Consider the following 17249-nt stretch of genomic DNA (forward strand, 5'->3'; position numbering starts at 1 on the left):
GCCAGTTCCCTAGGTGCCATCCCGTCCACCGTACGCGGCGCATGGTCTCGCGAGATCCTTGCCGCTCCGGGGAGGTCTTGACATCGGCCCCCCCGGTTCGCCTTTCTGTACCATGCGACATCCCCACGCTCGCCGCTTCGAGCCAGACGACCTGCTGTCGTTCAAGCTTGTTGCCGAGATGGTCCTCTCGCCCGACGGCCGCTGGATCGTTTATGTCCTCGAGGAGATCGACGCCGAGGCAGACACCTACGTCTCCAACCTGTGGCTGATCCCCGCGAGCGGAGGCGCTCCCCGGCAGATCACGTTCGGCTCGGACACGAACGAGAGCCCCCGCTTCTCTCCCGACTCCTCTCGGATCGCCTTCCTCTCGGATCGGGACGGCGGCCCGGCGCAGCTCTATGTGATCCGGATCGACGGCGGCGAGGCGAGGCGGCTGACCGACCTCAAGTCGGGCGCCGGTCTCCCGGCCTGGTCGCCTGACGGCGCTGTCCTGGTCCTCTCGGCGAAGGTCGCCTCCGATGCGCCGCCGGGGGCTCCGCGGGTGGTGACGAGGGCCTTGTACAAGAGCGATGGGGTGGGGTTCGTGCTGGACCGCCGGACGCACCTCTTCATCGTTCCTGCCGACGGGGGCGAGGCGCGGCAGATCACGCGCGGTGACGCGAACGAGAGCGACCCGGCGTGGTCGCCCGACGGGCGCCTCATCGCGTTCAGCCGGACGCGGGAGGGCCCCCGCGACGCCCACTGCAGCGACCTCTGGGTGATGACGCCCTCGGGCGAAGGGCTCCGGCAGGTGACGCGCAGCTGCCCGCTCGCCACGATGCCCTCCTGGTCGCCGGACGGGCGCACCCTCGCCTTCTACGGCCCGCGCGAGGACGGCGCCTCGCGGCTGCACGTCTGGGTCGTCGACGCGCGCGGCGAGGCCGAGCCGCGCATGGTCACCTCGGAGGACACGGAGGTCGCGAGCTTCCCGCTCGGCAAGCTGATGCCCCCGGCGTGGTCCGCGGACGGGCGCGAGATCGCGGTGGTGCTCGCGACCGAAAACACCTCGGAGGTCGCGCTGGTCTCGGTCGAGCAGCGCGCGCTCCGCAAGGCCATCTCGGATGATCGTCAGATCACGCAGATCAGCGCGGCGCCCAGCGCCGGAGCCATCGCGTTCCTGTGGAGCACCATGCGCCTCTGCGGCCTGCTCGGGAGCGCGCGCTGGGACGGCTCGGACGCGCGGCTCCTCATCGACGTCAACGAGGCATGGGGCGAGGATCGCGCGTGGCCCGACGTCTCGCTGCGGGAGTTCGCTGGCGCGTCGGGGATGAAGAACGTCGGCCTCCTGATGCTGCCGCCGGGAGGCGGAGGGGGCCCCTTACCGCTGCTCGTCCATGTGCACGGGGGCCCGCACGCCTCTGTCGAGTTCGGCTTCACGTACCGGCCGTACTGGTATGTGCTGGTGTCCCGCGGGTGGGCCGTCCTGTCCTTGAACCCGGTCGGCTCGGCCGGACAAGGAAAGGAGTTCGCCGATCGTCTGCGGGGGCGCTGGGGCGAGCGCGATTTACCGGAGCACCTCGCCACCATCGACGAGCTGGTCGCCGAGGGCACGGTCGACGGCGATCGCGTCGCCATCGCGGGCAAGTCGTACGGCGGCTTCATGGCCGCGTGGGCGATCGGCAAGACGAAGCGCTTCCGCGCCGCCGTCTCGGGCGCGCCGGTGGCGAACCTCGAGTCCCATTTCGGGACGTCCGACACCGGCTACTACGTCGATCCCCACGATATGCGAGGAGAGCCGTTCGACAAGCGAGAGCTCTACCGCAAGCTCTCGCCGGTGTCCTTGGCCGGCGAGGCCACGACGCCCACCCTGATCCTGTGCGGCGAGGAGGACCACCGCTGCCCCATCGGCCAGTCGGAGGAGCTCTTCGCGGCGCTCGCGCGTTCGGGCAAGGCGCCCGTCGAGTTCATCCGCTTTCCTGGCGGCGACCACCACCTCGCCGAGCACGGCAAGCCGAGCCACCGCGTGTTCTATAGCCGCCGCATCGCCGAGTGGATCGAGCGCTACTGCGCGAGAGACCGCGCTCCGGACGCGGCCTGACCGCGACGCGCGCGGCCGCCAAGCGGAGGCGCGCGGCCTCTGGACGCGGTATGGACACCTGGATACGCTCGTCGAATGAACGACTTGTTCGACAGTGACTCGAACGATCTGTTCCCGCCCGCCGACCGGGCGAAGATCGAGGCGCTCACGGAGGATCCGGACGCGAGGGTCGGCTACGAGCTGACCAAGGGGATGCTGACCTGGTCGGATGAAAAGCCGCGCGACATCGAGCTGTCCACGTTCACGAAGATCATGATGCTCCAGTCCTATCGATCCATGATGTACCGGCCGGAAGAGTTCCGAGATAGCCAGGACGAGTTCATTCGTGAATGGTTCGCGGCATGCCGCGCGACATGGGAGAGGGCGAGGGCCAGCGGCCTCCGGTGGATCGGCTTCACGCCGTCGCGCACCGATCCCGCGAACCTCGCGCTGCTCCTCGAGCTCGAGAAGATCGAGTTCTCGGACATGTAGCCTGCGGGAGATCCCGAGGGCCTCCCGCTCGACGACCTCGAGGACCAGATGGGGAGGAGACGACCAGCTGCTCGGATCGGGCATGGTGCTGGACGCCAGGGACGTGCTGTCCTCGAGCGACGGCGAGGTCATCGTGGTAAGGAACTGTGGACCGCTCGGCGAGCTCGTTTCAATGCTCGGCGGCCGCGATGATGACCCTCCGCGGCCGCCGTGCCGGCGATCGGTGGCGGCTTCAACGAGGGGCGGCGTCAAGCCGCATGTCTACGGGAGGACTTATGCAAGTGATCGTCGCGGGCGGTGGGATCGGCGGCCTGGCCGCGGCTCTGTCGCTGCACGGCTCGGGTCATGAGGTGACGGTGTTCGAGGCGGCGCCCACCATCCTGCCGCTCGGGGTCGGCATCAACCTCCTGCCCCACGCCGCCGAGGTGCTGGGCGAGCTGGGTCTTTTCGAGGCCCTGTTGGCCCAGAGCGTGGCGACCCGCGAGCTCATCTATTTCAACCGCTTCGGCCAGCGCATCTGGGGCGAGCCCCGCGGCCGCTTCGCGGGTCATGCCACGCCCCAGCTCTCCCTCCACCGCGGCGCCCTCCAAGGCGTGCTGTTCGACGCCGCCGTCGAGCGGCTGGGCACAGGCCGGGTGCTCTGCGATCGGCGCCTCGCGGGCCACGAGCAGGGCGGGGGCCGCGTCGAGGCGCTCTTCCTCGATCGCGCGGGCGCGGCGTGGAAGGTTTCCGCCGACCTCCTGATCTGCGCCGACGGCATCCACTCGGCGGCGCGCGCCGGCCTCTACCCGGACGAGGGGCCGCCGATCTACGGCGGTCACATCCTCTGGCGGGGGACCAGCCTGGCGATGCCCTTCCTCACCGGCGCCAGCATGATCATTGCCGGGCATCAGGACCAGAAGTTCGTCGTCTATCCGATTTCCCCACCGGGGCCGGACGGCCGCCAGAGGATCAACTGGGCCGCCGATCTCGCGTTCGCCAGGAGCCTGCGACGGGAGGACTGGAACCGGCGGGGCGACCCCGCCGACTTCCTGCCCAGGTTCGAGGACTGGCGCTTCGGCTGGCTGGATGTGCCCGACCTGATCCGGAGCGCCGAGGCGATCTACGAGTTCCCGCTGGTCGACCGCGATCCGCTGCCGCGCTGGAGCCATGGGCGCATGACGCTGCTGGGCGACGCCGCCCATCCCATGTATCCGAACGGCTCCAACGGGGCGAGCCAGGCCATCCTGGACGCCCGCGCCCTGGTCCGCGCGCTCGCCGCCCATGCCGATCCGGTGGAAGCGCTGGCCGCCTACGAGGCCGAGCGCCTGCCCCCTACCGCCGCCATCGTCGCGGCCAATCGCCGCAACGGTCCGGAGCAGTGCTTGCAGATCGCCTATGAGCGCGCGCCCGACGGCTTCGACCGCATCGAGGACGTCTTCGCCCCCGGCGAGCTGGAGGCCATCGCCGCCCGTTACAGGGTGCTGACCGGCCTGAAGCACGCCTCGGAGCCCGTCGTTCGCTGACGAGAGCCCCCGGCGCGCCCGAGATCCCCGAGAAGCCGGCATATCGTGCCACCCCCTTGTCAGCGGCAACTCATCTGCCCCAATGAAGGCGCACGCTCCCACCGAATCAACCTACCTCGACGCAACGCGGCTGCGGAGGTGGTAGCGGTAACGGAAGCGGGAACGGGCGCGGGAATGCTTGGGCCCTGAAGACATCGGGGCTCTGCGTGTGGCTGCGTCTTGCCTGCCGACCTTGCAAAACCAATTGACGCGCGGTGAGCTCGGGAGTATGGCAAGCACGCCATGCCGTCTGTCCACCTGACGCGCCACCTCTACACCTTCTTCCCGCACCTCGAAGGTCAACACCTCATCGTCGAGGCGTCGACAGCAGGTGAGGTCGTAGCGGCCCTGGAGAGGCTCGCGCCCGGCATCGGCTTCTACATCTGCGACGAGCGCGGCCGCTTGCGGACGCACGTCAACATTTTCGTCGGCAAGCAGATGATCCGCGACCGCAAGGGACTCACAGACGCAGTCGCTGCCGACGACGAGGTCCATATTCTGCAGGCGTTGAGCGGAGGGTGAAATGGCAAGCCGTATGCTGGTAGGCACGCGAAAAGGCACGTTTATCGTCGAGAAAAAGAACGGCTCGTGGAAGCCGCGCCTCGCGGGCCATGCCGGCGGCGGCGTCAACTATGTCGCGCGCGATCCCTACACGGGCAAGCTCTGGGCGCTGCTCGGCTTCGGCCATTGGGGGGCCAAGCTGTCCGTCTCGACGGATGAAGGCGAGACCTGGAACGACAACCCCGCCCAGATCAAATATCCCGAGGGCGCTCGCTACATCGGCCAGGACATGTACGAAGACGCCGGCAGCGACTTCGGCGTCGGCATCAAGATCGTCACGCGCCCGGCCACGGTGCAAAAGCTCTGGATCATCGGCTTCGGCCCGGGCGGCGCGGTCTACGTGGGCACCATTCCGGGTGGCTTGTTCGTCAGCCGCGACGGCGGCGGCTCCTTCGAGCTCAACCGGCCGCTCTGGAACCACGAGTCACGCGGCGGCGACCTGTTCACAGGCGAGGGCAAAGGCGAGACGAAATGGTTTGGTACGCCGGCCTCCGAGGGTGGTGAGTTCGCCCCGGGCATTCACTCCATCGTGGTGGACCCGCGTGACCCGAAGCGAATGCTCGTCGCCGTGTCCACGGCGGGAGTCATCGAAACAGCGGACGGTGGAGAGACCTGGCAACCGCGAAACAACGGCATGCGGCTCGATCACACGCCCGAACCAGACGCCGAGTGGGGCCACGACACGCATTACATCGAGCAATGCGAGGGCGATCCCGACCATGTCTGGCAGCAGAATCACGTTGGGATCTACTACAGCAGCGACGGCGCAAAGAGCTGGCGCAAGGTGAGCCGCCCAGAGCAAGGCGTGCATTTCGGCTTCCCCATCACAGCGGACGCGAGGGACGGACGCACGGCGTGGGTCGTCCCCGGTAAGTCGGACATGCAGCGAATCACCGTCGACGGCGCGCTCTTCGTGGCTCGCACGAAGGACGGCGGTGAGACCTGGGAGCAGCTCCGCAGGGGTTTGCCCCAGGAGCAAGCCTACGACGTCATCTACCGCCACGCGCTCGCCAACAAGGACGGCACCGTGGCCTTCGGCACCACCACGGGCAATCTCTACGTGAGCGATGACGGCGGAGAGGGCTGGACGACCGTGGCCAATAACCTGCCGCCGATCTATTCAGTACGCATGGCGTGATAGGTTGCATGGAGGTCACGGGGCGCAAGCGAGCGGCGCCCCGGCCCGCGCCCGCACCGGCCGATCGACGCGACCGGCGCCGCCGCCGCGAGGGGCGGGGCACCGCTCCAGGTGGGGCAAGAAAGTTGCACCTTGTGCATTCAACGGTCAGAAAATAAACTCGAGTTCAATCGGCGCACATGAGCTGATCGATGATCTCGAAGGTGTCGACGATCGTGGCGTAACTGGCCTCGATGTCGTTGGTCGACGTCGACAGCGACATCACGACGACGCGCGAGCCGTCGTCGCTCGCGGCGTTCCGGGTCGAGTACCCGAGCGTGTCGCCGGCGTGGCTCCAGTATCCTCCACCGCAGCTGGTCGGGATCCACAGGATCCCGAGACCATAGCCGGAGCCAGGCGCGATCGAGTCGAAGGCCGGCGCCGGGACCGTGTCGCGGAGCTCCGTCATCTGCTCCGGATCGAGCAGCGAGCCTTCGCTCAGCGCCCGCCAGAATTTCGCGAGATCCGCGGTGGTCGTGACGAGGGAGCCGGCGGCGTCGGCGAAGCTCTGGTTCGCGATCGTGACGTCGATGAGCGGCCCGCCGACCTCGTATTGCTGGTATGCCACGGCGTGCGGGGCAGGCAGATCCGTCTCGTCGCCGGGCTCGAACGTGCGGTCCAGGCCGAGCGGATCGAGGATGCGCGCCTCGACCTCCTCGCTCCAGTGATTTCCGGTGGCACGCTCGATGATCATGCCGGCGAGCACGTAGTTCGTGTTGGAGTAGGCCCACTGCGTCTCCGGATCGAAATTCGGCTTGTGTTCCATGGCGAGCGCAACGAGTTCTTCCGGTTCCATGTGGTCGAGCCGATGCTGCATGTACTCGTCGGCGGAGCGCAGCGCGGCCAGGCTCGGCTCGCCCTGACCGGTGTAGTTGTAGAGGCCGGTCGTGTGCCGGAGCAGCTGGCGGATCGTGATCAGCGAGCCGTCATTGCCGTTGCCCGACACGACGCCGGGGAGCCACTGCTCGACCGTGTCGTCCAGCGACAACGCTCCTTCTCCGGCGAGCTGCAGCGCCACGACGGCGACGAACGTCTTGGTGTTGCTCCCCATCCGGAAGTAGCTGTCGAAGTCGATCGGCTGCTCGCCGCCGAGCTGCGCCACGCCGCTGCGGGCGAGGATCCGTCGATCGCCGTCGAGCACCTCCGCATGCACGGCGACGATCCCGCCGGCGCGAATCTTGTCCACCCCTTGCTGGAGCAGCTCGTCGTAGGTGGTGTCGCCCTCCTCGGGAGCGCTGCTCGGGCAACCCAGGAGGAGCGACGCCATGCAGAAGAGCGGAATCGAGGGCTTGCTGAGTGTCATGCTCGTGCGTTCCCTCTCGAGGTATTTCCGTTCAATGGTTCTTGCGATTTCGTCGATGCCGCACGATCGCACAGATTTGCGGCCCGCTTCCTCCCGCTGCAGGTGCCTGTGGCGGTGTGCACTACGAGCCGGTCAATTTGCAGTCAATTTGCGGGGGACGCGGCGCACGCGTCCTCCGGCGAGAGGGCGCGCGCCCGCGCCGGCAGGGCAGCCTGCTTCACGGCTCTTCCCACGAGGGCTCGACGGCGGGCCGCTCCCGCTCGACGCGCCCGCTCCCCTCCTCCTGCCGGTCGCGGAACGGCGTCGATGCCGGCGGGAAGTCGCGGAGGCCGCGGCGGGCGGTGTAGTCGTAGCGGAGGAAGACCAACCCCGAGACGCGCGGCGAGGCGCGCGGCGAGGCCTCGGCCGGGCTCGGGACGTCGAACAGGAACGTCCCTTCCGCGCCGAGCGAGACGCGGTGCCCGCGCGCGAGCCAGCTCCAGAACGTGAGGCCCGCGGTGAACGCGTCGCGCAGGAAGGCCTCGTCGCGCGTCTCGTTCACCGGCCGGTAGCTCGCGAGCCAGCCGAGCTGGATCCACGGCCACAGCCCCCGGCCGGGGAGCAGGTCGAGGTCGAGCGTCGCGTCGATGCGGTCGAGCGCCGACGGCACCGGGCTCAGGCGCAGCGACGTGCCCGCCGTGACGAGCGCGTCGACGAACGGCCGGTACCGCAGGCGCGCCCCGAGCGAGGCCTGCGTGTCGTGCTCGGCGCCGTACGGCGTGTAGACGTCCTTGTCGGCGCCTACGAAGCCCCGCAGCGACTCGTCGACCGCGAGCCACGTGAAGCCCGCCCACGGCGAGAGCGTGAGCCCGCCGAGCGGGATGGACCAGAACGCGTTCGCGCTCGCCCTGGCGCCCATGGCGTCGCTGGCGTCCGGCTGGAACACGACGCGGCCGCTCAGCGAACCGCCGGGGACCCAGCCGCTCGAGCTCAGGTCGAAGCGCGCCTCCGCGCCGAAGCTCTCCGGCCCGTCGCGCAGGCGGCCGAACCCCGCGGCCGCGATCCAGGCGCGCCGCTCGATCAGCTCGCGGTGCACGTCGAGGCCGAGCTCGAGGAAGCGGACCGGAAGACGGGAGTCCTCCTCGGCGAGCTCGCTGTCGACGAGGCGCGCGTAGCCGCCGACGGAGAGCGGCCCCGGGTCCGGGTCCTCTCCCACCGGGGGCGCCGGACGAAGCAGCTCGTCCGCGGGCGTGATCGGCGCGGGCAGCGGCGGCGGCGCGGGCGGCGGCACGCGGGGGCGGGGCGCGCCGTTCGCGACGGCGAGCTCGACGCGGAGCAGCGCCCGGCCGCCGGGCGAGGCGACGCGCAGCACATGCGGGCCCTCGGGGAGGACGGCGACGCGGGACTCGACCTCACCGCCGAGCCAGAAGAACGGCTCGCGCGTGACGCCCAGGCGGCGCGCGGCGCGGTCCTCGGAGGCGTCGAGCGCGAGGGTCCCCTCCTCCACCGCGCCGCCGCCGGCCTCGCCGCCGACACCGTCGAGCGGCGCCACCGAGAAGCGCAGCTGGCCGGAACGCGCGGCCGCGGCGACCTCGGGATGGCAAGCCGGATCCCCGCCGTCCGCGGGCGCGGCGCGCGCGCGGGGCGACGCGCACTCGTAGGCGGCGCGGGCGCGGATGCGCACCACGGTCGGGCCGACGAACGCGAGCTCGAGGGGGCGCGCGGGGTCGATGTCGTTCCAGGTCGACAGGACGCGGCCCGAGAAGGGCTGCGCCGCGCCGGCCGCGGTCGCGCGGATCCAGCCGAGGACGCTCCGGTCCGCCGGAGGCCGCGCCTCGATGCGGTGGCTGCCCCGCGGCACCTGCACGACGCAGCGGTCGGCCATCGGCGCGGACGCCGCGGAGCACGCGACCGGCTCGCCGTCGAGCGCGATCGAGAACGCGCAGGGGGTCTCCTCGCGGTCGAGCGCCCGGCAGACGCCGTCGAGCACGATCGCGCCCGGCGCGGCGCGGTCGAGCCGGAACTCGGCGCGCGCGCCGTCGGTGATGAGGAGCGACGCCTCCGGCGCATCGACGAGCGCGCGCCGCACCCGCACGCGGAGCGGCAGATCGCGATCGGCCCTGGCCCGGATCTCGAGCGTGGCCGTGCCGGCCGTGGCGTCGGCGCGCGGCGGCACGGCCCAGCCGGTCACCGGGGCCAGCCGCGCGAGGGCGGCCGGCGGGAGCTGGACAGGCGGCGGCGCGACGCCGGCGGGAGGAGCCACGGCCGGGCCCTGCGCGGCGCTCCCCGAGGCCGCGGGCGCGGCGCCTTGCTGGCCGGCGGAGGCCTCGCGGGCGGCCTCCTGGACGGCGAACTCGGCGAGCACGAGGGCGCGCAGCGTGAGCCGTCGATCGGGCGCCGGGGCGGCGGAAGCCACGTCGGTGGCCAGGTTCGCGGCCCGGGCGAGCGCCGCGGCGGACCGGTGGGCGAGCCCGATCCGGGTGAAGGCGTCGGCGGCGAGCTGCACCTCGCTGGAGCGCTCGGCGAGGAGGCCGAGCAGCAGCGCGTCCGCGCCCGAGCTGTCGCCCGCGGGTCCCGCGAGCAGCGCGACGCCGCGCCGCGGGTCGCCGCTGGCGCGCGCGCCGCGCGCGGCCGCGAGGGGCGCGCGGTCGTCGGGCAGCGGGAGCGGCGGTACGCGCGCGGGCAGGCCGAGCGGGACCGCCACCGGGCTGCCCGGCGGCAGGGAGAAGACGGTGCTCGGCGGCGCGCCCGCGGTCGACGCGCCGGGCAGATGCGCCGCGTCCCAGGGATCCTCCTCGGCGGGGCGGTCGAGCGCGGCGAGCGCCGGGAAGCCGAGGGCTTCGAGCGCCGCGGCGCGCTGCGCGTGGAGCGCGCCGCGGGCAGGTGAGGGCGCGGCGCGGAGGGCGCGCGTGGCGCCCCGGATCTGCTCGAGCGTACCGTCGACGGGCGCGCCGTCCGGCGGGCGCACCGGCCTGACGGCGCGCGGGGCGCCGGGCGCGGCGGGGTGCAGGCGCACCGAGGCGCGGAGCAGCGTCGGCGCATCGGTCTCGACGCGCAGCTCGTGCGCGCCGGCGGGGACCGGGACCTCGATCGAGCCCGTGGCGCCGGCGCGCACCCAGGCCTCGTGGACGGCGGCGCCAGCGCGCACGCGGAGCACGCGCGCGGGGCCGTCCGCCGGGGGCGGGGCGCCTCGCGCTCCGGGCGCCAGCGCCGCTGCTCCGGGCGCCGGCGCAGCGGCGCCTTGCGCTCCGGACGCCGGCGCAGCGGCGCCCTGCGCTCCGGACGCCAGCGCCGCCTCGCCCGCCACGGCGGGCGGCGCGATGACGACGCGGGCCAGCGTGGCGCGCTCCGGGTCGGGGAGCGCGAAGGTCGCGGAGCCGTCGACCCAGGCCCACTGCACGATCTCGCGCAGCGACGCGCACGGCGCGCGCCCGCTGCGCGGGATGCGCGCGAGCACCGGCGGAGCGCCCGCCGGCCGCTGGAACGTGCGCGCCCCGGGCGCCACGGCGACGACCGACGTGAGCCCGGCGCCGCCGTGCACCGCGGCCGGCGCGCCGTCGATGAGCACCGGCGACTCGGGGACCACCTGGCTCGAGGCGCTCCGCAGGAGCACCCGCGCGTGGGCCCCCGGCGGCGCTTCGACGTCGATCTGCGCGCGCGCGGCGTCGAGGAGCGTCCAGCGGAGCCCGGACTCCGCGTCCACCTCGCAGAGGCCGTCCGCGGCGGCGCGCCCCGGTGTGCCGCCTCCCGCCGGCGGCAGCGCGTCGCGAGGCGTCGCGATCGCGCTCCACGCGGCCACGCCCTCGGGGATGTCGAGCGCGTCCCACGGGGCCTCGCGCGCCCAGGCGGTGCGCGCGAGCGGCGCCGCGCTCTCGACGTCGCCATGGCCGAGCGCGTAACGTTCCGCGAGCGGCGCCCCCGCTGGCCGGCGGCCATCGCGCGGCGGCGACATCGCCGCGCCCAGCGCGGACACGGCCGCGACGTCGTCCGGGTGCGCGCGGCCTCCGGCGGGCTCGCGCGGCGCCGCGGCCCCGGGCCGAGCGGGCCCGGACCAGGGCGCGTCCGCGGGGCCCGGCTCCGCGTGCGCGGCGGCGAGCCGCGCGAGGATGGCGCGCTGGAGCGACGTGGCGCCCGCCGCCGCGCGGCCCTGCGCCGCCGCATCACCTTGCGCCGCGACCGACGCCTGCGCCGCCGTGTAGGCTTGCGCCGCGCGCGCGAACGCCGCGCCGGAGGAGGGCGCCCACCGCACCGACTCGGCGAGGAGGAGCGCCCGGAGCGGCGGCGGCACGGCCGGCCGCGCGGCGAGGTCGAGCGCGGCCTTCGCGGCGTCCGGCGCGGCGGCCCGGTCTGCGGCGGCGAGGAGCCGCGGCGCCTCGGCGTGGACCGGCGCGCGATCGCCGTCGCCGGCCTGATCGCGCCGCGCCGCGCGATCGAGCAGGGCGGCGCGGTCTCGCTGCGGCGCGAGGAGCTCGGCGACGCCGGCGCGTTGCTGGTAGCCGCCGGCGGCGACGGCGAGCTCCCCCTCGACGACGTCGACGGTCACCGCGCGCGCATCGACCGGCAGCGGCACCCGGATCCACCGCGGCTCGCTCCAGCGCGCGGCGTCCGCGAGGCGCGACCCGGTGCGAACGACGAGCTCCCGGACGACGGCGCCGCCAGCGCGCACCACGACGCGCGTGGTCCCGTAGGTGCGCGCCCGGAGGGCGATGCGCAGCACGTCCGCGCCGGGCGCGCGGAGCTCGAGCCGCGCCCCGGCGCCGAGCGAGCGCCATGGCGTGGCGCGCTCGGCGGCCGGGAGATCGGGGCTTTCGCGGCCTCCGCGCAGCTCGACGCCGCGCGCCACGAAGTACGGCTCGACGAGCGGCCGGAGGAGCAGCGACTCCTCGAGATAGCGCGCGGTGAGCCATGCGGCCGCGGCCGGGGCGAGGCGCGCGGCCGCCGGGTCGAGGCGCGCGGAGTGCGCGCCCGCCGCGGCCGGGGCGGAGAGCGCCGCGCGCGCGGCGTCGACCCAGCGGAGCAGCGCGCCCGCCTCGCCTGGCGCGGTGGCCGGCGCGGGCGCGCGGCCGCCGAGCCATGCGGCGACGTCCTCGTCGAGGCGGTACCAGGCCAGCGGCGCGCGCTCCCGTGCGGCGACCCGCACGGCGACCGGCGTGCCCCCGGCGCCGCGCGTGGCGGCCGCGCGCACAACGACGAAGCGCGCGCTCGACCACGTCGGCGCCGCGAAATCGCGCGCGCCGGCCCTGGCGGGAGGCAGCGGCATCCAGGTGATCACGTCGGGCACGCTCCCGACGCCGGAGCCGAGGCCGATCCCCGCGACGTCGCCGCGCACTTCCAGCCGGTCGCCTGGCTCCACGGGCACGAGGAGCAGCTGCCCCGCGGCGAGCGCGACGGGCCCGGCGGGGTCGGCTGCGACGGGCGCGGCGCGCGCCGCGTCCGGAGCGGGAGCGCCCTGCTGCGGGCCGTTGCTCCATGGCACGACGCGGACGCTCTCGGGCGCCACCCAGGCGAGCGGCTCAGCGGCGGCTTCGCGTGCCCCCGGGACGCCGTGGACGACGCCGAAGGCGAGCACGAGCGCCGCGGCGAGCAGCGCGCGGCGGGCGGCGGCCCCGGGGAAGGCGTCGAGATCCACGGCGATTACCCTTGCACCATGCCCACTTACGCCCCGCGCCGTGACCTACCGGGCTACCCGATTTCCGGGTTCGAGCGCAAGCACGCGATCGGCGAGGGGGCCTGCGTTCCCGGGCACCCGTCCGGCCGCCCGCAGGACCCCGGAAACGCTCCCGGCCGACCGGTCCTACCGCTCCGGCGCACCGGAAACGGTTCCTGAAAGCCATCGAGTCGACGGCACCACAGGCCTCGACGCCACCGTCGTGTCGCCGCCCCTACTCGTCCCGCGCGCAGCGGAACCCGTAGAAAGACAGCGTCCTCTCGGGCAGCTCGCCGATACGGTACGTCGGACTGAGCGTCTCTTCGGTGTGGGAGAACGCCCCTCCGCGGGAGCCCCTTCCGAAGCCTCCGTCGGTCAGTGTCGCGCAGTTGGTGCACGTCCTCGTCAGGTCGGCGTGGTAATCGAGGACCCACTCGAACAAGCTCCCCGCCAGGTCGGCTTGTCCCCATCTCCCGTCGCCCGCCGGGGATTTCGACCCGACGGACGGGATCGGGCACACCGTCGTCGTGGAGTCACAGCCGAACACCGCCAGATCCTGGCTCGGGGCCTCGTCTCCCCACGGATAGGCGCGGTGCTCGTTCCCCCCGACCGCGGCGTAGTTCCACTCCGCCTCCGTGGGCAGCCGGCCCTCGTCCCATGCACAGAACGCGAACGCGAGATACCAGCTCACGCAGTTGATCGGCGCCGCCTCATTGCCGGCGGGCTCATCGGTCCACGTCCGGAAGTTGGCGTCGCATTGCAGCGAGGCCCGCAGCTCGTCCTGCCCCGCGGGCAAGCTCGCATCCCACGCCGCGTCCCAGCCGCTGCCCTCGATGAGCGGATGGGCGCCCGCTCCCGCCTTCGGCCTGGTCGCCGGGTAGCCCGCGACGAACTGCCGGAACCGGCCCACCGTCGCCTCGAAGCGATCGAGCTGGAAGTCGGCCACGGTGGCCGGATAACGCGCGTCGTTCAGGCGGTTGAACTGGCCGCCGACCACCACGCCCGCCGTGGGCTCCACGTCAGGGATGCACGCGCCCGCCGCGACCAGCGGGATCGCCATCGCTGAGAGAGCCCTGAAGAACACCACGCGTCTTGTCCCGCCCGTTCGCATCAGAAGCTCCCGGAGATGCTGGCGCCAGCGCCGGACGGCGCGATCCACGGGAGCGCGACGGCCGCCGGCGCCTCTTCGCCGCCCGACCGGACGATCCCATAAACCGCCGCCCCCACCGCGACGAGGCCCGTGGCGCCGAGGCCGACGAAGAGGCCGAAATCGCGGTTCTTGCGCGCATTGTCGGCCGCGAAATCATAGCCGGGGTCGCAGTACGTCCCGCCGGCGACATCGCGGCAGTTCTCGCGCAATGCGCTGATCGCGGAGAGGTCGTCGATCAGGAACCCGACCGACGCGCCGGCCAGGGCGATCCCGGCGGCTCCGGAGATCCAGGCCCAGGTCGGGGTGCCCCCGCCTCGCGCTTCGTTCGCCTTGGTGGGCGGCGTCGCGGCGCTGGCCGCGGCCGCGGGTCGCAGCGTGAGCTCGACCGTCGTCGTCTCGCCCTCCACGAGCGTGATCGAGCGGGTCTCTGCCTGGTGCCCGGGGGCGCTCGCGCGGATCTCGTGCGGGCCAGGATCGACCGGCAGGGGCTCTCCGAGCGCGGCCGCCGGGAGCGCCGTGCCGTCGCGCAGCACCTCCATGCCGGCGGGCGCGCCCTTGACCACGATCACGAGCTTCGGCACGCGCGGCTCGAGGGCCGCGATCCCCTTGTTCGCGACCTCCTCCAGGCTTCGTCGCCGCTGCTCCCCGGCCGTCTCGCGGTTCAGGACGAGGGCCCGGTGGTAATCGTGCCAGGCCGTCGCGAGCTTGCCCTCGCGCTCGCGGCAACGCGCGATGTTGATCTGGGTGCTCGCCGAGGGGTTGAGCGCGAGGCTCGCCTCGAACTTCGGGCACCCCGCCGCGTCGTCCCCCTTGTCGACGAGCGCGCGCGCGGCCTTGAAGAGCGCCTCCGCGGCCACCGGGTCGCGCGCCGGCTCCTGCGCGTGCGCCGCCGCGCCGCCGAGCGCGACCGCGACAGCCGACGCGAGGCAGACGAAGGCGCGCGCGCCTCGCGCGCGGCTGGCACCACGACGGGTGTCGGGGAGGCGAAGGATAGGCACCGCAACAAGGCATTTCCCGAGCGGGCTCGTCGTCGTTTCCGCCATGTGTGCTCGTTCCGCTGCAGCGAGCCGCGGGGGCGCGCGGGGGGACCCTACAACAAAAAGGGCGACTCGACCAACTCGTCAATGAGTCGACACCGGCACGGGCCGCTGGCGCCGCCCGCTCCTCATCGCCGGCTCAACCCCGAGAACCGCTGGCCCGCGGGACTCATGTGCTGTAGGCTCTGCCACAAGGGCGCCGGAAATGATCACCCGCATCGAGATAGATGGGTTCAAGTCCTTTCAGGGCTTCGCCCTCGATCTCGAGCCGTTCTCTGTTCTGATCGGCCCGAACGGAGCAGGAAAGTCGAACCTGCTCGACGCGCTCTCGCTGCTTGCGCGGCTCGCCGGTAGCCCGCTCGCCGCAGCCGTCGGAGAGGGGAGAGGGCGCATCCGCGAGCAGTTCCGTCGCCGGGACGAAGAGCCGGCTACGACGGTCGAGCGCGGCTTCGGTGCCCTCGCCAGCATGGCGCTCGCGATCGAGGTGATCCTGCCGCATTCCACGGTGAGGGTCGGCCTGCGCGACGTTCCGCTCCAGATGACGCGGCTCCGTTATGAGGTGAACATCGAGCTTCAGCAGCTCAGCTCCATGAGAGAGCGGCTGACGGTCGTCCGCGAGGTGCTGCGGTCGATGACGTCGGACGAGGACACATGGCTGAAGCGCCATCCGACCTTTGTGTCGCGCATACGCCATGGCGACGGCAGCGCGCTCATGGAATACGAGCGAACTCTGACCGTGGCGGATCCGAGCGCGTCCCAGTTCTCGATGGCAGCGACCGTGCAGTACGTTCCTGAGGTAACGTTTCTCTCGGAGCCGGAGATGCAGGCTCGCTCGCCGCACCTGCGCGCCGTCGCCGAGGAGCTCAGCGGCCTGCGCGTCCTGCACCTGGAAGCCCAGCGGATCCGTGAGCCGAGCGAGCCAGGCGCACCACCGGGGCTCTCGGCAGACGGCGCCAACCTGGCGGCTACGCTGGCGGCGCAGAGCCCCGGCGCGATCGCCGAGATCCGGGCGGACGTTGCGAGCCTCGTACCTGGAGTCCGCACCTTCGAGGTCGTCGTCGAGGGCGACACGCTCGTCGTGCAGATGGAAACGTCCGATGGCCAGCGCCTCCCCTCGCGTGTCCTCTCCGACGGGACGCTGCGCGTCCTGGCGCTCTCGACGGCGCTCCGCGCAGATGCCTCGAGCGCGTTGATCGCGATCGAAGAGCCGGAGAACGGGCTCCACCCTGCGCGCGTACGGACGCTCATCGAGCGGATCCTGGAGGCGACGCAGCGCCCCGTCGCCAGCGACACCGAATCGGCTGCCGCTGGCGCTGCGCAGGTGCTGATCACCAGCCACTCTCCAGTCGTCCTCGCAGCCCTGATGGATCACCCGGAGTGCATCATGGCGCTCGACCTGGTACGGCTGGGCAGCGGGCTCCGGCATACACGGGTACGCGGGGTTGCGCCTGCCGGTGTCATCGATCGCGAAAGGTACATCTCCACAGCAGAGCTCCGGCGCATCCTGGAGACGGCCAGCCCCGCGGAGCTCGCGGAGGCATGACGTATCTGTGTGCAGGGCTCTTCGCCGAGGGGAAAACGGACTATGCGTTGCTGCTGCCGCTCCTCGATCAGCTGATTCCCGCGCTTGCCGCCAAGGTGCTTCCCGAGGTGCCCATGATCGGCCCGAGCGTGGGCATCGACGCCCCGGCGCGCACGTCACGGCGGCGCGACGTCCGGATCGCAGCCGCTATCCGGGCGTATTGGGAGCAATGTACGCTCTTCGTCATCCACGCGGATGGATCGGGCGATTCCGAGCGGACACAGCGCGAGCAGATCGAGCCGGGGCTGGAGCTGGCCCGGGCAGAGTTTGCCGATCTGGCGGCCGCAGCGTGCGTTCCTGTGCGCGAGATCGAGGCGTGGCTCCTCGTCGACGCGCTGCCGTTCCAGAAGCTTCTGCCGCCGGTGTCGCCGCTTCTGTTGCCGGCCGATCCAGAGGGCGTGCTCGATCCAAAACGTGCGCTCGACGAGGTCCTCACGGCGAGCGGCGGCGGTCGCCTCTGCGGCGCCGATCTCTACGATTTCTTCGGCGCCAACATCGACCCTCGGACGCTCCGCCGACTGCCTGCGTTCCGCCGGTCCGAGGAGCAGCTCGCCGAAGCGATTCTCGCGGCAGCGCGGCCCCGAGCCACGCACGCCTGATCGAGCCACGAGCGGCACGACAGCGCCACGGCCAAGGTCCCTGGAAGACTCACTCTTCCAGGTCGCCTTGAACGTGACGCCCAGTGCGCGACGCCTCACGGGTGCGGCAGCCAAGCGCTACG

The 17249-nt window shown here is 72.6% G+C and carries 11 protein-coding genes; 7 read left to right on the forward strand and 4 right to left on the reverse strand.

Going from position 1 to position 17249, the window contains the following annotated elements; all coding sequences use genetic code 11:
* The first annotated feature begins 112 nt into the window (after window positions 1–112).
* The 5 genes from WME82_RS40470 to WME82_RS40490 all read left to right on the forward strand — a co-directional run bounded on the left by WME82_RS40470 (window position 113) and on the right by WME82_RS40490 (window position 5791).
* Window positions 113–2077 (forward strand): S9 family peptidase, encoded by a 1965-nt coding sequence (locus tag WME82_RS40470; RefSeq protein ID WP_438039676.1) that lies wholly within the window; start codon window positions 113–115, stop codon window positions 2075–2077.
* A 75-nt stretch (window positions 2078–2152) separates the two neighbouring features.
* Window positions 2153–2548: a hypothetical protein gene (locus WME82_RS40475; protein ID WP_438039677.1), complete on the forward strand. Its 396-nt coding sequence runs from the start codon at window positions 2153–2155 to the stop codon at window positions 2546–2548.
* Window positions 2549–2823: 275 nt separating this feature from the next.
* Entirely contained in the window at window positions 2824–4053 is a 1230-nt protein-coding gene (locus WME82_RS40480; RefSeq protein WP_438039678.1) for a flavin-dependent oxidoreductase, read from the forward strand.
* A gap of 282 nt (window positions 4054–4335) precedes the next feature.
* Window positions 4336–4614 (forward strand): MoaD/ThiS family protein, encoded by a 279-nt coding sequence (locus tag WME82_RS40485; protein ID WP_437768089.1) that lies wholly within the window; start codon window positions 4336–4338, stop codon window positions 4612–4614.
* A 1-nt stretch (window position 4615) separates the two neighbouring features.
* Window positions 4616–5791, forward strand: coding sequence for a WD40/YVTN/BNR-like repeat-containing protein (locus WME82_RS40490; protein ID WP_438039679.1), 1176 nt, complete (start codon window positions 4616–4618; stop codon window positions 5789–5791).
* 166 nt (window positions 5792–5957) lie between these two features.
* Here the strand turns inward: WME82_RS40490 and WME82_RS40495 are convergent, their stop codons facing one another.
* The 4 genes from WME82_RS40495 to WME82_RS40510 all read right to left on the reverse strand — a co-directional run bounded on the left by WME82_RS40495 (window position 5958) and on the right by WME82_RS40510 (window position 14952).
* The gene (locus WME82_RS40495; protein WP_438039680.1) at window positions 5958–7133 is read right to left on the reverse strand and encodes a serine hydrolase domain-containing protein; all 1176 of its coding nucleotides are present in this window, start codon (window positions 7131–7133) and stop codon (window positions 5958–5960) included.
* 217 nt (window positions 7134–7350) lie between these two features.
* Window positions 7351–12741 (reverse strand): hypothetical protein, encoded by a 5391-nt coding sequence (locus tag WME82_RS40500; RefSeq protein WP_438039681.1) that lies wholly within the window; start codon window positions 12739–12741, stop codon window positions 7351–7353.
* Window positions 12742–12994: 253 nt separating this feature from the next.
* A complete protein-coding gene (locus WME82_RS40505) occupies window positions 12995–13819 on the reverse strand; it encodes a formylglycine-generating enzyme family protein (RefSeq protein WP_438039682.1) in 825 nt (274 codons plus the stop codon).
* Between the two features lie 50 nt (window positions 13820–13869).
* The gene (locus WME82_RS40510) at window positions 13870–14952 is read right to left on the reverse strand and encodes a PEGA domain-containing protein (protein ID WP_438039683.1); all 1083 of its coding nucleotides are present in this window, start codon (window positions 14950–14952) and stop codon (window positions 13870–13872) included.
* 199 nt (window positions 14953–15151) lie between these two features.
* On the opposite strand from WME82_RS40510, the gene WME82_RS40515 reads away from it, so the two are divergent.
* Together WME82_RS40515 and WME82_RS40520 are read left to right on the forward strand one after the other, a co-directional pair.
* Window positions 15152–16489, forward strand: coding sequence for an AAA family ATPase (locus WME82_RS40515; RefSeq protein ID WP_438039684.1), 1338 nt, complete (start codon window positions 15152–15154; stop codon window positions 16487–16489).
* A 47-nt stretch (window positions 16490–16536) separates the two neighbouring features.
* A complete protein-coding gene (locus WME82_RS40520; RefSeq protein WP_438039685.1) occupies window positions 16537–17127 on the forward strand; it encodes a hypothetical protein in 591 nt (196 codons plus the stop codon).
* Window positions 17128–17249: the final 122 nt, after the last annotated feature.

It is taken from the genome of Sorangium sp. So ce128, assembly GCF_051525245.1.
In the GTDB taxonomy this organism is placed as follows: Bacteria; Myxococcota_A; Polyangia; order Polyangiales; family Polyangiaceae; genus Sorangium; species Sorangium cellulosum_B.

Coding starts and splice junctions, on each gene's coding strand:
- WME82_RS40505 (WP_438039682.1), bottom strand. CDS start 13,819: ATGGCGATCCCGCTGGTCGCGGCGGGCGCGTGCATCCCTGACGTGGAG.
- WME82_RS40490 (WP_438039679.1), top strand. CDS start 4,616: ATGGCAAGCCGTATGCTGGTAGGCACGCGAAAAGGCACGTTTATCGTC.
- WME82_RS40485 (WP_437768089.1), top strand. CDS start 4,336: ATGCCGTCTGTCCACCTGACGCGCCACCTCTACACCTTCTTCCCGCAC.
- WME82_RS40475 (WP_438039677.1), top strand. CDS start 2,153: ATGAACGACTTGTTCGACAGTGACTCGAACGATCTGTTCCCGCCCGCC.
- WME82_RS40515 (WP_438039684.1), top strand. CDS start 15,152: ATGATCACCCGCATCGAGATAGATGGGTTCAAGTCCTTTCAGGGCTTC.
- WME82_RS40510 (WP_438039683.1), bottom strand. CDS start 14,952: ATGGCGGAAACGACGACGAGCCCGCTCGGGAAATGCCTTGTTGCGGTG.
- WME82_RS40495 (WP_438039680.1), bottom strand. CDS start 7,133: ATGACACTCAGCAAGCCCTCGATTCCGCTCTTCTGCATGGCGTCGCTC.
- WME82_RS40470 (WP_438039676.1), top strand. CDS start 113: ATGCGACATCCCCACGCTCGCCGCTTCGAGCCAGACGACCTGCTGTCG.
- WME82_RS40480 (WP_438039678.1), top strand. CDS start 2,824: ATGCAAGTGATCGTCGCGGGCGGTGGGATCGGCGGCCTGGCCGCGGCT.